Consider the following 13,219-nt stretch of genomic DNA (forward strand, 5'->3'; position numbering starts at 1 on the left):
CTCAATTCGCGCCGGCCGCCCGCGTGGTCGTGGCGCCCGCCCCTGCCGGCGCCTCGGCCGACTCACCCGGCACCCTGAAGAACAGCGGCTTGGCGATACGAAAGCCCACGTCCTGGCTGTAGGCGGTGCCGAGCGTGTAGCTGCGCTTTGCGAAGCGGTTGAACTCGGCGGCATCGTTCCAGGAGCCGCCGCGCAGACCATGGTGCGTGGCGTAGGTGCAATCGCGCGTGCGGGCACTGCCGTCCTCTGGCAGCGTGTGCAGCGAGTCGATCCAGCAGTCCGCGACCCACTCCCAGGCGTTGCCGAGCATGTCGTGCAGGCCGAAGGCATTGGCCGCGAAGCTGCCCGCAGGGGCCGTTCCGGGCAGTTGCACCGGGCTGCCCTCCTTACGGAAGTGCGCGCGTTTCGCCAGGTCGGCCTCGCTCGCCCAGCCCGCGCCCGCTTCTCCGGCCCGCGCCGCATACTCCCATTCCGCTTCGCTCGGCAGACGGTAGCCCTCGGCCTCGCTCATCCCGAGGCCGCCATTCAGCCACGCGAGATAGGCACGCGCATCGGCATGGCTGATGCACACCGCCGGATGGCTCGCGTCCTGCGCGAAGCCCGGCTTGGCGAAGTTGAGGCCGCGCCCCTTCTGCCAGCGGCCGTTCTTGCTCCAGAAATAGCAGTGGTCACCCGGCTTGTGGCCGCTGTCATCGGCGAAGATGGCGTACTCCTCGCGCGTGATCTCGAAGCGCCCGATGGCGAACGGCTGGCCGATGGTCACGTCCTTCTGCGGCCCTTCGACATCCTTGTATCCGGTCTCGCCCGGTGCCCCGCCCATGCGGAAACTGCCCGGCGCGACCACCACCATCTGCGGGCAGGCGTCGCAATCGCGGAAGATGTCGCCCGGCTTGAGGCAGTCGCTGCGCGTGATACTGGCCGTGCTGGCGTACGTGATGCAGGCGCCCTTGCCGGGCGTTTCGGGGGTTTGGCCAGGGCTGCTCGAGCCATCCGTGCCTTGCGCGACGCCGGTGTCACTGGTGCCGTCCGTTGCTCCGGTCTGGCCGGAGCCGTCCGAACCTTGTGGCGCCTGCTGACCATCGGAGCCGGCCCCTTCGCCTTCGCTCTTGGCGGTTTCGGTGGTCTCGGGTGCCGGCGGAACGAGGCAGGCCGGATCGAGCGGGCGCTCGAGCGCGATACGCGCATAGGACGCCTCCACCTCGACGGCACCCTTCGTGAGGACGAGCCCGGCGAAATAGATGCCTTCTGCCGCGTCCGGCGAGACATGCAGAACCACTTGCGTCGCCTCGGCGCCTTGCCCTTCGGCCGTTGCCGTGGACTGCGCGCCCATCACGTAGTTCCCGGCCGCGAGCCCGGGCAAACGCTGTGTGCCGAGCGCGGCGATCGCCTCGCTGCGGCGGAACGCGTAGTAGCGGGCTCGGAGCCGCGTCATCAAATCCTCGACATCGCGGCAGAGCGGCTGCCCCTCCATGCCCGCCCGAGGTGCGAACGCGGCCGCCAGGGAGGTGAGATCGAGCAAGCCCGGTGTGAGATGGGTGAGGGCGGCATCGGCAAAGCCGTCGAAGGTCCGAAGATCGAGATCGCGGGCTGGGCGTTCGGTGATGGTCAGCGCCGGAAGAGCGATGTGCATCAGCCGCTCCTGCGGACACCCGAAGACGCCATTCTCGGCCCGCCCGAGGAGCTGGAACTTGAGCGTGACGACGTCCGGGGTCGGCCGCGACGGCTCGACGATCGCCACCATCGGCGAGTCGATCTGCGCGTTGATGGCCGCCACCAGCCGCTCACCCCCGACCGTTGTCCCGGGCGAGAGCTTGGGCAGCAACTTGTTGACTTCGTAGGGGTTTGCGACATACGGCGAGATCTGGTTGATGGTCGAGACGAAACGCGCGTTGATCGCATCGCGCAGGCCCTCGGAGATCCGCGGATCGCCGAGCGGAATACCGATGAAGCGCACGTCGATTTGCGACCGTCCGACGCGCCCCTCGACGCACGGGCGCATCACGCGCTCCATGTCCGTGAAGGCATCCCGCACGGCCCGTTCGAGATTGCCGCCAACGCCGCCGCCGGACGCCTGGTCGACCTGTGCATTCGCAGCTCCAGCCGCACCGATGGCGATGAGACAAGACGTGAGCGCCGCCGCGAGCCGAAGGGCGCTTGTGCTCGAGTGGCGTCTGGCCGCTGCAATTCCTGACATCTGTGCCTGTCCTCGTGCTCGTTCACATCGCCGCGACCGGCCGCACCGAGGCTATCGCCCGATATCGCGTGCTGAGGCCGGCATCGATCACCATTGCAACGACCAGAAGCTTACACGCATTCGACTGTCTTGCCGATCCGTGTATACTGTGTCGAGCCGGTCACGCCTTCGCATGCCCACATTGTCCTCTGGGCCTTCCACCTGGAGTGCGAAGTTGTAGCCCGCGTTGTCGGGCGACGCCGATGGGCAGGATGGACGGAAAGGAACTCGGTTATGTTGCAGATCCCCGGACTGAAGGTCTCGGCACTGGCGCTGATGGCAGCGCTCGCCGTTTCGGCGCATGTCGATGTGCGCCCTGCCGAGGCCCAGCAGATCATAAGAAGCAACGAGATCGTCAAGCGGTTGCTCGCCAAGCGTCGCCAGGCGAATCAGCAGACCAACGCTCAGACCAATAATCAGGGCAACAACGGTGCACAGGCGGCGCCGGCCGCTAAGAAGGCAACGGCTCGGGCTCGTGCCCTGCGCCGCGAGCTTCTGGCACGCCTGCGCAACGGGCAGACCAACAATGGCCAGAACAACACGGCTGCGCGTCGTCAGGTGCCGGTTGCCGGCACCTTCGACCCCAAGTCCAACGGCAACCGCAATAATACCGGCAACGCCAACAACGGCAACCGGCGCTACGCGCTGCCGTTGAACCCCGATGCCAACGGCAACCGCAACAACAACGGCAACGCCAACAACGGCAATACCCGGCGCGTGCGTTCGCTGCCGTTCAATCCGTCCAACAACGGCGGACGTGGTTCGGCGTCCAATGGGGGTCTTGCTTCGAATGGCGGCGTGAAGCGCGCCGCGCCGCGCAATCCCGGCCAGAACGGCAACCGCTATCCGACCGCCCTGCCGCTCGATCCCACGAATACCGGCAACCGCGGCAACACGAACAACGGCGGCCGCTTGACGAACGGGACCCGCACGACCCGCTCGCTGCCCTTCAATCCGTCGAACAATGGTGGTCGCGGTGCATCGTCCGGCAGCGTCGCCTCATCCGGCGGCGGTAGCGGCGTCCAGAAGGCGGCCCCGCGCAACCCGAACCGGACCGGCAACCGCAACGGCTCCGGCACCTCGACGTCGTTCGCTCGCCGCAACGATCCGCTCGCCGGGCCGCGTCACGTCAGCCGCAACAACTCCGGCGGCGGACTCGCGCTGACCTCGGGTAACGCCGCAGCGCCCGCCTATGTCGAAACGGGTCGCAGCGCCAGCCCGTTCTCCGGCGGCCGTCGCGTCATCACCGGTGGCCCGAGTGCTCCGACCCGTTATGCGAGCACCGATGTCGGCGGATACGGCGAAGACGTGCTCGACGGCGAGGGCTCGATCGACCTCACCGTGCACTTCGATCTCGACTCGGACCGCATCACTCGCGAGGCCCTGCCTGTGCTCAACGAGCTGGCCCACGCACTGCTCGATCCCGAGCTCGAGGCGAGCCGCATCCTGATCGCCGGGCACACGGACGCCCGCGGTGACAACGAGTACAACCTCGATCTCTCGAACCGCCGCGCCCTGGCCATCCGCGACTTCCTGGTGACGCAGCACGGCGTCGAGCCCGAGCGCCTCGAGATCGTCGGCTACGGTGAGGAGGACCCGGCCGTGGACGACCCGTACGATGGCCGCAATCGCCGCGTGCAGATCGTCAATCTCGGTGAAACCTCTTTCTGAGGTTGGTGGGCCGAACCACCGGTTGATCGAACGACGAACGAGAGGGGCGCCGCAGAGGCGCCCCTCCTGTTTGTGAGCCCTCCGGTTGTCCCGCGCTGGGACGCTGGTTTGCGTCGACCGGGACGATTGCGTTGTTGCGGCCGGCGACGAGGTGGGTCTAGGCTTGGTCAATCGCCATTCCGGCTGCTGCGCAAATGCCCGCTGACGTCTCGTTGAAGAGTGCACCGGTTCTCATTGCCGCTGACGCCGGGGGCGATCGCCCGGCGCTCGCGGCCGGCCTCGTCATGGCCGCCGCCTTCGGGCTCGCCTTCCAGGACGGCCTCGTCAAATTGATCAGCGGCGATGTTTCGCTTTGGCAGTTCCAGTCGATCCGCGCCTTCGTGAACTTGGTGTTGCTCTATTTCGTCGGTGGCGTGATCTGGTACGGAATGCCGGTGATGCCTCGCCGGCTCTGGGCGGTTGCCCTGCGCAGTTTCCTCCTCGTCACCACCATGGTGCTCTATTTCGGCGCGGTTCCGTTCCTGCCGCTCGCCACCCTCGCCGCCTGCCTCTACACCTTCCCCCTCTTCGTCGCCATTCTCTCGGCGGTGCTGCTCGGCGAGCGGGTCGGGCCGCGCCGCGTGCTTGCGATCATCGTCGGGTTCACGGGCACACTGCTCATCATCAAGCCGGGAACGGATAGCTTCACCGTCTTCGCCCTGCTCCCGCTGGCCTCGGCTTTCATCTATGCGGTGACGATCATCGTCACGCGCCAGCTCTGCCGCGAGGAATCGCCCGTCGCGCTGGGCTATGGCAGTGCCGCGATGAATTTGATCGTCGGTGTTGCGGGTCTTGCCGCGTTGACCTGGTTCTCCGCCGGAGAGCTGTCCATTTCATGGCCCTACCTCTTCACCGGATGGCACCATCTCTCACTGCCGGTCCTCGCCCTGGTTTTCGCTTGCGGACTGACCAACGTCGTCGCCAACATCATGCTCTCCAAGGCCTACCAGAGCGCGGAATCGAGCTGGCTCGCGCCGTTCGACTATACGTACCTGATCTTCACGGCTTTCTGGGGCTTCGTCTTCTGGTACACCCTTCCCGACCTCGCCTCGATCGTCGGCATCGCCCTCATTGGCGGCTCCGGCACCTTCGTTGCCTGGCGCGAACGCATCGAGAAGGATCTGCCGCGCGCCAACTTCAACCGCTTGCTGCGCTGATCGACCCCGGTCAGAGGCGCAGGCTGGCGGCGAGGCGCTCCAGTGTCCCCATGCAGCGCTCCAATTCACCGATCGCGATGAACTCGTCGGGCGCGTGTGCCTGGGCGATGTCCCCCGGGCCGCAGACGGCGCTGCTGAGGCCGGCGAGCTGGAACAGTGCCGCCTCGGTCATGAACGAGACGACGCGCATGTCGTTTTCGCCCGTGAGAGCCCGCGCGAGGGCGACGCCCGGTCCGTCACTACCACCATCGAAAGCTGGAATGTCGTTGCTGACCACCGTCGCGATGCCGGCTTCGGGATCGATCCGGCGCATCCGCTCGACGAGCGGCGCGGCGACGTTGGCCTCGAACCGCGCGAGCACGTCCCCCCTCGCCGAGACGCCGGGCACCGGGCGCGCTTCCCAGGAGAACGTGCAGGTCTTCGGCACGATGTTCATTGCCGTGCCGCCTTCGATGAGCCCGACATGCAGCGTCGTATAGGCGGGCGTGAAGCGAGGGCTCGGCGCCAGCTCCGCCAGCTCGCGTTCGATCTCCATGATGCCGGCGATGGCGCGGGCTGCGTACTGGATGGCGTTGACGCCCAGGTGCGACATGCTCGAGTGCGCCTCGCGGCCGGTGACGCGGGTTTGAAAGCGCGTCGCGCCCTTGTGCGCATCGATCACCCGCATGCTCGAGGGTTCGCCGACCAGGATCGCATCGGGTCTCGGCAAACTCTTGCCGATCAAGTCGATCATCGGTCGCACGCCCGTGCAGCCGACTTCCTCGTCATAGGAAAACAGGAGATGGATCGGGCGCGCGAGCGGCTTGCGCTTGAACTCCGGCAGGCTCGCGAGGATGCAGGCGAGATATCCTTTCATGTCGCAGGCGCCGCGCCCGTAGAGCCGGCCATCGCGCTCCGTGAGCCTGAATGGGTCGGTGCTCCAGTTCTGGCCGTCCACTGGCACGACATCGGTATGCCCGGAAAGGCCGATACCGCCCTCGGTCCCGCCGTCGTGGGCGGCGATGGTGGCAAAGAGGCTGGCCTTTTGACCGCTCGGATCCGGAATCCGCCGGCTTTCGATGCCATGGGCCCCGAGCAGCCCTTCGACATAGGCAAGGAGAGCGAGGTTTGAGTTGCGGCTCGTGGTGTCGAATGCGACCAGCCGTTCGAGAATGGAAATGGCCTCGATTGTGCTCATGGTTTGTGTCTTGTCCAAGCCTCGGGTTGGGTGGTCCTCAGCGGACGCCGTCGCGGGCTCGAGGTCAAGTGTTCCTCGCGCGACGGAAATCCGTAAGCCGCCACGTTGTGTAGTATGTTGGCGTGTCCTACGGGCCGCGGTGGTCGATCACCGATGACGGATGGAGTGACGATGTTGGATGATCAGGCACGTGTGGTCTCGACCGCTGTCGAAGCGCCGGCGGCCGCACCGCCCGCAAGGCGCCGACCGGTCGTCGCGACACTGCGCTTCCTGACGAAGGCGCTTCTGCCGGTCGCGATTCTTTTCGGCGCTTGGCAGGGCTTTGCTTTCATGAAGGCCACCAAGAGCGAGCCGGCGCGCCGGCCCCCGAGCGAGCAGGTCTTCGCCGTCGAGGGGCGCTCCGTTGCCTTCGCCCGCTACCAGCCGCGCCTCGACCTCTATGGTGAAACGGTTGCCGGGCGCAGCATCGAGATCCGGACCCTCGTCGCTGGCGAGGTGGTCGAGGTCGGGCCCGGCCTTCGCGAGGGGGGCGAGGTGGCGGCCGGCGACACCTTGATGGTGGTCGATTCCTTCGACTACGAGGGTGCACTTGTCGAGGCAAAGGCGCAGCTTCAGGAGGCGCGCGCCCGGCTCGTCGAATTCAAGGCGTCGCTCACCCAGGAGCAGGAATCGCTGCGGCGCGATCGCGAGCAGCTGACGCTCGCCGAGCGCGACCTCGCCCGCGCCGTGCCTCTGGCTTCGCGTGGCACGGTGACGCAGAAGACCGTCGACGATCGTCGCGGTGTCGTTACACAGCGTGCCCAGGCCGTCGAACAGCGCCAGGCCAGCTTGACGGTCTGGTCTGCCAAGATCGAACAGCAGGAAGCCGCGCTCGCCCGTCTCGAATGGGGTGTGCGCCGAGCCGAGCGACGCCTCGAGGAAACCCGCCTCAAGGCGCCGTTCGATGCCTACGTGAGCGATGTCGGTGCCGAGGTCGGTCGCGTCCTCGGTATCAACGACCGGGTGGCGACGTTGCGCGACCGCAATCAGCTCGAGGTGCGGTTGACCCTTTCGGACGGCCAGTACGGTCGCATCATCGCCGAAAGCGGCACCGTCGTGGGCCGCGAGGCCACCGTGCGCTGGCGGGTCGGTGACGAGCCCATCGTCTATCCGGGCCGGATCGAGCGAACCGGCGCCACGATCTCGAGCGCGAGCGGCGGCGTCCCGGTATTCATTCGTCTCGCCGATCCCCTGCAGCCGATCCCGTTGCGCGCCGGCGCCTTCGTCGAGGTCGACATCGCCGATCGCGGCTACGACCGTGTCGCCCGTGTGCCGACCACCGCGATTTACGGCGACCTCGTCTACATCATCGCCGACGACCGCCTGCAGCCCCGCCGCATCGAAATCATCGGCCGCGACGGCGCCGATGCGTTGGTGCGCGGCGAGATCGAGTCGGGCGACGTCGTGATGACGACGCGGATTTCGACACCGGGGCCGGGCGTCAAGGTCCAGCTGCGTGATACGCGCCGGCTGACGACCGCCGCGCAGCCGAGCTAGGACCCGCCATGACAACGCACGTGTCGGAGAATTCATCGGGCGGCTCGCCCGCCCGTTCCACGGATGGCGGCGGCATCATCGGCGTCTTCGTGCGCCATCCGACGGCCGCCAACCTCCTGATGCTGACCCTTGTCCTGCTCGGCCTGTTCGGCCTGCAGAAGATGAACACGCAATTCTTTCCGACCATCGAAGTGCCCTCGATCACCGTGAGTGTCGCCTGGCCGGGCGCGAGCGCGGAGGACGTGGAAAAGAACATCATCGACGCCCTCGAACCCGAGTTGCGCTTTCTCGACGACGTCGAGGAGGTGACGGGCATCGCGCGCGAGGGCTCGGCGGTCATCTCGCTGCAGTTCGAGGCCGGCGCCGACATGCAGAAGGCACAGTCCGACATCGAGCAGGCGGTGGCGCGCGTCTCGACGCTGCCGGAGGATTCCGAGGACGTCGAGGTCACGCGCTCGACCTTCTACGAGTCCGTCGGCAAGGTTTCCGTCTCCGGTCCGTTCTCCGAGGCCGCCCTCAAGAGCTACGCCAAGACCCTGCGCGACGGCCTGCTCGCGGCCGGCATCGACCGCGTCACCCTCAAGGGTTCGCGACCCGAGGAGATTGAAATCCGTTTGAACGAGGCAGCGCTCCGCCGCCTCGATCTGACCCCGGCCGATGTCGCGACCCGCATCCGCGACAACACGCGGGACCTGCCCTCCGGTCTCCTCGAGGGCGCCGTGGAAATGCAGCTGCGTTCACTCTCCGACCGGCGCACGCCCGAGGAACTCGGCGGCATCGAGATCCGGTCCTTTCCGGACGGTCAGAAGGTTTTCCTCCGCGACATCGCGGTCATCGAGACGCGCTTCGACGACGACGCCAAGATCGGCCTCAAGGGCGGCAACCTCGCCATCGAACTCAATGTGCAGCGCTCCGTCGCGGCCGACACGTTGAAGACCATGGAGGCGATGGAACGATACATCGAGGAGGCCCGCGCGCGCCTGCCCGCCTCGCTCACGGTCGAGGTCTACGACGTGCGCGGCAAGCTGGTGGCGCAGCGCCTCGGCATCCTCGTGACGAACGGCATCCAGGGCCTGATCGTCGTCCTGATCGTGCTTTTCATCTTCCTCGACTTCCGCATCGCCTTCTGGACAGCGGCCGGCATCCCGGTGGCGTTTCTCGCCACACTCGCGGCCATGTATGCCACCGGCCAGACCATCAACATGATGTCGATGTTCGCGCTCATCATGATGCTCGGCATCATCGTCGACGATGCGATCGTGGTCGGCGAACACACCGCCACCCTCTCCGAGCGCGGTTATTCACCGCTCGAGGCCGCCCACCAGGGTGCCGTGCGCATGATGGTTCCGGTGCTCGCCGCGACGCTGACGACCATGGCCGCGTTCTATCCGATCACGCTCATCCAGGGTCGCATCGGCGACATCATGTTCGCCATCCCCCTGGTCGTGATGGCGGTGCTCGTCGCCAGCCTCATCGAGTGCTTTCTCATCCTTCCCGGTCACATGCGCCACGGTGGCGCGGCGCAGCGCAAGCCCAGCTGGTTCCGCCGCAACTTCGATGGTGGCATGGACCGGTTCCGCAAGGGCCCGTTCCGCGTGCTGGTCGAGGTCGCCTACGGTTGGCGCTATGCCACCATCGCCGTGATGATCGGCGGGCTCATCCTCGCGGCGGGTCTGCTGGCCGGCGGGCGCGTGAAATTCACGTTCTTTCCCTCTCCGGAGTCCGAGAGTGTCACGGCGGCGATTTATTTCGGCGCCGGAACGCCGCGCGAGGATCAGATCGCGGCGATCGCCCGGATCGAGGAGGGCCTCGCCAAGGTCGAGCGCGATCTCCTGTCGGGGCGCGCCAACGGGCGCAACGGCGCACGCACTGGCGAAGGCGCCGCCCGCAAGGATGACGCGGTCCCCGCGCCCGCTGCGCCACCTCGCTCCACCCCGAACGGCACTGCCCCTGCCGAGCAAACCACCCTTCAATGGCTGCGCTCCCTGGTCTTCGGGGCTCCCGTCGTCAAGCGTGCCGACAGCCTCATCGTCAGCAGCCTCGTCACGCTGGGTGAGGCCGGCCGCACCCAGGGCGAGAACGTCGCCTCGGTCGAGGTGGAGCTGGCGCCGTCGGAGGAGCGCACCATCCGCACGCGCAATTTCGTGCAGGCCTGGCGGCGTAACCTTCCCAACATCCCCGGCGTCGAGCGCATCGCCCTCAACGAGCGCCGTGCCGGACCGCCCGGCCGCGATCTCGACATCCGCCTCCAGAACGCCCCGATCGAGACCCTGAAGACGGCGGCCCTGGAGTTGGCTGACGTGCTTGCCTCCTATCCGGGGGTGCGCGGGATCTCCGACGACCTGCCCTATGGTCGGCCGGAGCTGGTCCTCGAGCTGACGCCGCGCGGTACCGCCCTCGGGTTCACCGGCCAGAGCGTCGGCTCGCAGGTTCGCAACGCCTTCGAAGGCACCATCGCAACGCGTTTCGCGCGCGGCGACGAGGAGATCACGGTGCGCGTGATGCGCGACCAGAAGGCCGGTGGCATCGCCGCGCTCACCCAGCTTTATCTCCGCAGCCCGAGCGGCGAGCACGTGCCGATCACCGAAGTGGTGACCATTCGAGAGCGCCAGGGCTTTTCGATCATCCAGCGCCGTGACGGCGCCCGCACGGTCGCCGTCACCGCGGACGTGGACACCGAGCAGGTCAACATCGACGAGACCGTCGCCCTCCTGCGGCGCGACGTGATGCCGGATCTCGCCGCCCGCTACGCCCTCACCTACGACTTCAAGGGGCGCGACGAGGAGCGCCGGGAATCGTTCGCAGACCTCCGGCTCGGCGCCCTGCTGTCGCTCGCGCTCATCTATATCATCCTCGCGTGGGTATTCGAGAGTTACGCCCGCCCGCTCGCGGTGATGGCGATCATCCCGTTCGGGCTCGTCGGCGCCATCGGCGGCCACTACGTGATGGGCATGGACCTGACCATCATCTCGATGATCGGCCTGCTCGGGCTTTCCGGTATCCTGGTCAACGATTCCATCATCCTGGTCAGTCAGGTGAACGAGCGCCTCGCCGAGGGACAGAGCCTGCGAGAGGCCTCCATAGGCGCCTCCCAGGACCGTTTCCGCGCCGTGATGCTGACCTCGCTGACGACGATCGGCGGGCTCGCTCCATTGCTCTTCGAGGAGAGCCGGCAGGCGCAGTTCCTCATCCCGATGGCGGTGACCCTCGTCTTCGGACTGGCGGCGGCAACCGCGCTCGTGCTGTTGCTGGTGCCGGCGCTGATGGGCTTCGGTGGCGACATCGCGCGTGCCTTCCGCTGGATCAAGGGGCTCTATTTCCCCGAGCGTCAGGCCCCGCCCGCCCCGGCCGAGTAGGCAACATTAGCCGCGCCAGAAGGCGGGCGTGAAGAGCACGATCACCGTGAACAGCTCGAGCCGCCCGAGCAGCATCGCGAACGACAGCGTCCACTTGGAGATGTCGGGCAGGCTCGCGAAATTGCCGGCTGGTCCCACCACCGGCCCGAGGCCCGGCCCGACATTCGCCAGCGCGGTTGCCGCCGAGGAAAGCGCCGTGAGCGGATCGAGACCTTGCAAGCTCAGCGCCACCGAGAACGACGCCAGCATGAGCAGGAAAAGGAAAAGGAAATTCATCACGGCCCTCGGCACTTCGTTACCGAGCGGCTTGCCGTTGAAGCGCACCACCACGACCCTGTGCGGCTGAGCGTAGGCCATCACCCGTTGGCGCACCATCGCAGCGGCGACGTACACGCGAAAGACCTTGATCCCGCACGACGTCGACCCGGCGCAACCTCCGACCAGCATGACCGCCAGGAACAGCGTAGCGGCAAAGTCGTTCCATGTGTCGTAGGCCGCAGTCGCATACCCCGTCCCCGTCATGACCGACACGATGCTGAAGAGCGCGTGCCGCAACGCTTGCCAGCCATTGACCGGCTCGATCGCCCCTATGGCGATGGCCTGCGCGTTGGCTGGCGGCACCGCGACCTGCGCCAGCCAGGCCAGCAGCACGAAGACCGCGATCAGGCTGAAGAAAAACTTCACCTGAACATCGCGAAACAACACTGCGAGATTGCCGGATCGGGCCTGCCACAGCAGCAGGAAAGGCAGGCTGGCAACGATCATGAAGAATACGGCGACCAGTTCGACCTCGACACTGTCGAATGCGCCGATCGAATTGTCGCGCGTCGAAAAGCCGCCGGTTGCAACCGTCGACATCATGTGCGTGGCCGCATCGAAACCGGACATCCCCGCCTGCAGGTATGCCAGGAAGCAAGCTGTTGAAATCGTCAGATAGAGCACGAGAACGGCGCCCGCGATCTGGCGGGCCCGCGGCAGGATCTTTCCCGAGTTGTCGGACGACTCGAGGCGAAAGAGCTGCATGCCGCCAACCCGCAGCATCGGCATGACGGCGATCGCCATGACGATGATGCCGATGCCCCCGAGCCATTGCAGGAGAGCTCGCCAGAGCAGGATGCCCTTGGGCGCGCTGTCGAGCCCGACGATCACGGTCGCGCCGGTCGTCGTCACGCCGCTCATCGCCTCGAAGAAGGCATTGACGTAGCTGATCTGCATCCGCGACCAGACGAAGGGCAGGGCCGCGAATGCCGTGATCAGAACCCATGCGAGAGTGGTTAGCAGAAACGCCTGGCGCGTCGATAATTCCGTCGTGCCCCCGAAATTGGCGAGCGCGAGTGCCCCGCCGACGAACAGCGTCAGACCCGATGCCGCCACGAAGGCCAGCCAGTCGTCGTCGCCATGGTAGAGATCGACGATCGCCGGCAGCATCATTGCCGAGCCGAGTGTCGCGAGCAGCAGCCCGTTGATCAGCAGGACTGGTCTCAAGGGGATCATGTCGCGCGGTCGCCTGCCTGCTCGCTCATGACCCGATTCCGGCGCCGCGACTGGCGCCGACCGGATCGCGGGCGTCACCGTGCATCAGTTCGAGCGCGCCGTCGAGAAGGGCGTGTCGAGGGAGAACGCCGGCACCTCGACGTCGAAGGCGTTACCGTCCTCGTTCACCATGCGGTATTGCCCGGACATCAAGCCCGACGATGTCGCGAGCGGTACCCCGCTCGTGTAGACGAACGACTCACCGTTCCCCAGGATCGGCTGTTCCCCGACGACGCCCGGGCCGCGCACCTCTTCGAGGCGCCCGTTGGCATCGATGATCCGCCAGTGGCGCGATTGCAGTTGCACCGCCGCCATGCCCTCGTTGGTGATCTCGATGGTATAGGCCCAGAAATAATTACCGGCTGCCGGGTCGGAGCGATCCGGAAGATAGCGCGGCTTTACGCGAACCCGCACGCTGTTGGTGGTCGCTTCGTACATAGGCCCACCATAGCGCCCTTTGCGCGCGAGCGGAATTGGGATGTGTGGTCGCCCCTCCTGCCCCGATCGATCGAATTCG

General features: G+C 66.7%; 8 protein-coding genes. 4 read left to right on the forward strand and 4 right to left on the reverse strand.

Annotated features, from left to right (window positions below):
* Nucleotide 1: 1 nt before the first annotated feature.
* The gene (locus GC150_10695) at nt 2–2,194 is read right to left on the reverse strand and encodes an SUMF1/EgtB/PvdO family nonheme iron enzyme (GenBank protein ID MBI1385369.1); all 2,193 of its coding nucleotides are present in this window, start codon (nt 2,192–2,194) and stop codon (nt 2–4) included.
* 273 nt (nt 2,195–2,467) lie between these two features.
* Between GC150_10695 and GC150_10700 the strand changes: the two genes are divergently transcribed.
* Both GC150_10700 and GC150_10705 read left to right on the forward strand, forming a co-directional pair.
* Nucleotides 2,468–3,904, forward strand: coding sequence for an OmpA family protein (locus GC150_10700; protein MBI1385370.1), 1,437 nt, complete (start codon nt 2,468–2,470; stop codon nt 3,902–3,904).
* Between the two features lie 194 nt (nt 3,905–4,098).
* The gene (locus tag GC150_10705) at nt 4,099–5,100 is read left to right on the forward strand and encodes an EamA family transporter (GenBank protein MBI1385371.1); all 1,002 of its coding nucleotides are present in this window, start codon (nt 4,099–4,101) and stop codon (nt 5,098–5,100) included.
* 10 nt (nt 5,101–5,110) lie between these two features.
* Here the strand turns inward: GC150_10705 and argE are convergent, their stop codons facing one another.
* Nucleotides 5,111–6,277 (reverse strand): acetylornithine deacetylase, encoded by a 1,167-nt coding sequence (gene argE / locus GC150_10710; GenBank protein ID MBI1385372.1) that lies wholly within the window; start codon nt 6,275–6,277, stop codon nt 5,111–5,113.
* Nucleotides 6,278–6,391: 114 nt separating this feature from the next.
* Between argE and GC150_10715 the strand changes: the two genes are divergently transcribed.
* Nucleotides 6,392–7,813, forward strand: coding sequence for an HlyD family efflux transporter periplasmic adaptor subunit (locus tag GC150_10715; protein MBI1385373.1), 1,422 nt, complete (start codon nt 6,392–6,394; stop codon nt 7,811–7,813).
* Between the two features lie 8 nt (nt 7,814–7,821).
* Nucleotides 7,822–11,169 carry an MMPL family transporter gene (locus GC150_10720; protein MBI1385374.1) on the forward strand — a complete coding sequence of 1,116 codons (3,348 nt, stop codon included), beginning with the start codon at nt 7,822–7,824 and terminating at the stop codon, nt 11,167–11,169.
* 6 nt (nt 11,170–11,175) lie between these two features.
* Here the strand turns inward: GC150_10720 and GC150_10725 are convergent, their stop codons facing one another.
* Both GC150_10725 and apaG read right to left on the reverse strand, forming a co-directional pair.
* Complete coding sequence (locus tag GC150_10725) at nt 11,176–12,663, reverse strand: potassium transporter TrkH (GenBank protein MBI1385375.1); 1,488 nt, start codon at nt 12,661–12,663, stop codon at nt 11,176–11,178.
* Between the two features lie 84 nt (nt 12,664–12,747).
* Nucleotides 12,748–13,140: a Co2+/Mg2+ efflux protein ApaG gene (gene apaG, locus GC150_10730; GenBank protein ID MBI1385376.1), complete on the reverse strand. Its 393-nt coding sequence runs from the start codon at nt 13,138–13,140 to the stop codon at nt 12,748–12,750.
* Nucleotides 13,141–13,219: the final 79 nt, after the last annotated feature.

The sequence above is a fragment of the Hyphomicrobiales bacterium genome, assembly GCA_016125495.1.
GTDB lineage: Bacteria > Pseudomonadota > Alphaproteobacteria > Rhizobiales > RI-29 > RI-29.

What these genes read in the sequence shown, in the direction of transcription:
- GC150_10705 (MBI1385371.1), top strand. Translation starts at nt 4,099, where the DNA reads ATGCCCGCTGACGTCTCGTTGAAGAGTGCACCGGTTCTCATTGCCGCT.
- GC150_10695 (MBI1385369.1), bottom strand. Translation starts at nt 2,194, where the DNA reads ATGTCAGGAATTGCAGCGGCCAGACGCCACTCGAGCACAAGCGCCCTT.
- GC150_10700 (MBI1385370.1), top strand. Translation starts at nt 2,468, where the DNA reads ATGTTGCAGATCCCCGGACTGAAGGTCTCGGCACTGGCGCTGATGGCA.
- GC150_10725 (MBI1385375.1), bottom strand. Translation starts at nt 12,663, where the DNA reads ATGATCCCCTTGAGACCAGTCCTGCTGATCAACGGGCTGCTGCTCGCG.
- GC150_10720 (MBI1385374.1), top strand. Translation starts at nt 7,822, where the DNA reads ATGACAACGCACGTGTCGGAGAATTCATCGGGCGGCTCGCCCGCCCGT.
- apaG (MBI1385376.1), bottom strand. Translation starts at nt 13,140, where the DNA reads ATGTACGAAGCGACCACCAACAGCGTGCGGGTTCGCGTAAAGCCGCGC.
- GC150_10715 (MBI1385373.1), top strand. Translation starts at nt 6,392, where the DNA reads ATGTTGGCGTGTCCTACGGGCCGCGGTGGTCGATCACCGATGACGGAT.
- argE (MBI1385372.1), bottom strand. Translation starts at nt 6,277, where the DNA reads ATGAGCACAATCGAGGCCATTTCCATTCTCGAACGGCTGGTCGCATTC.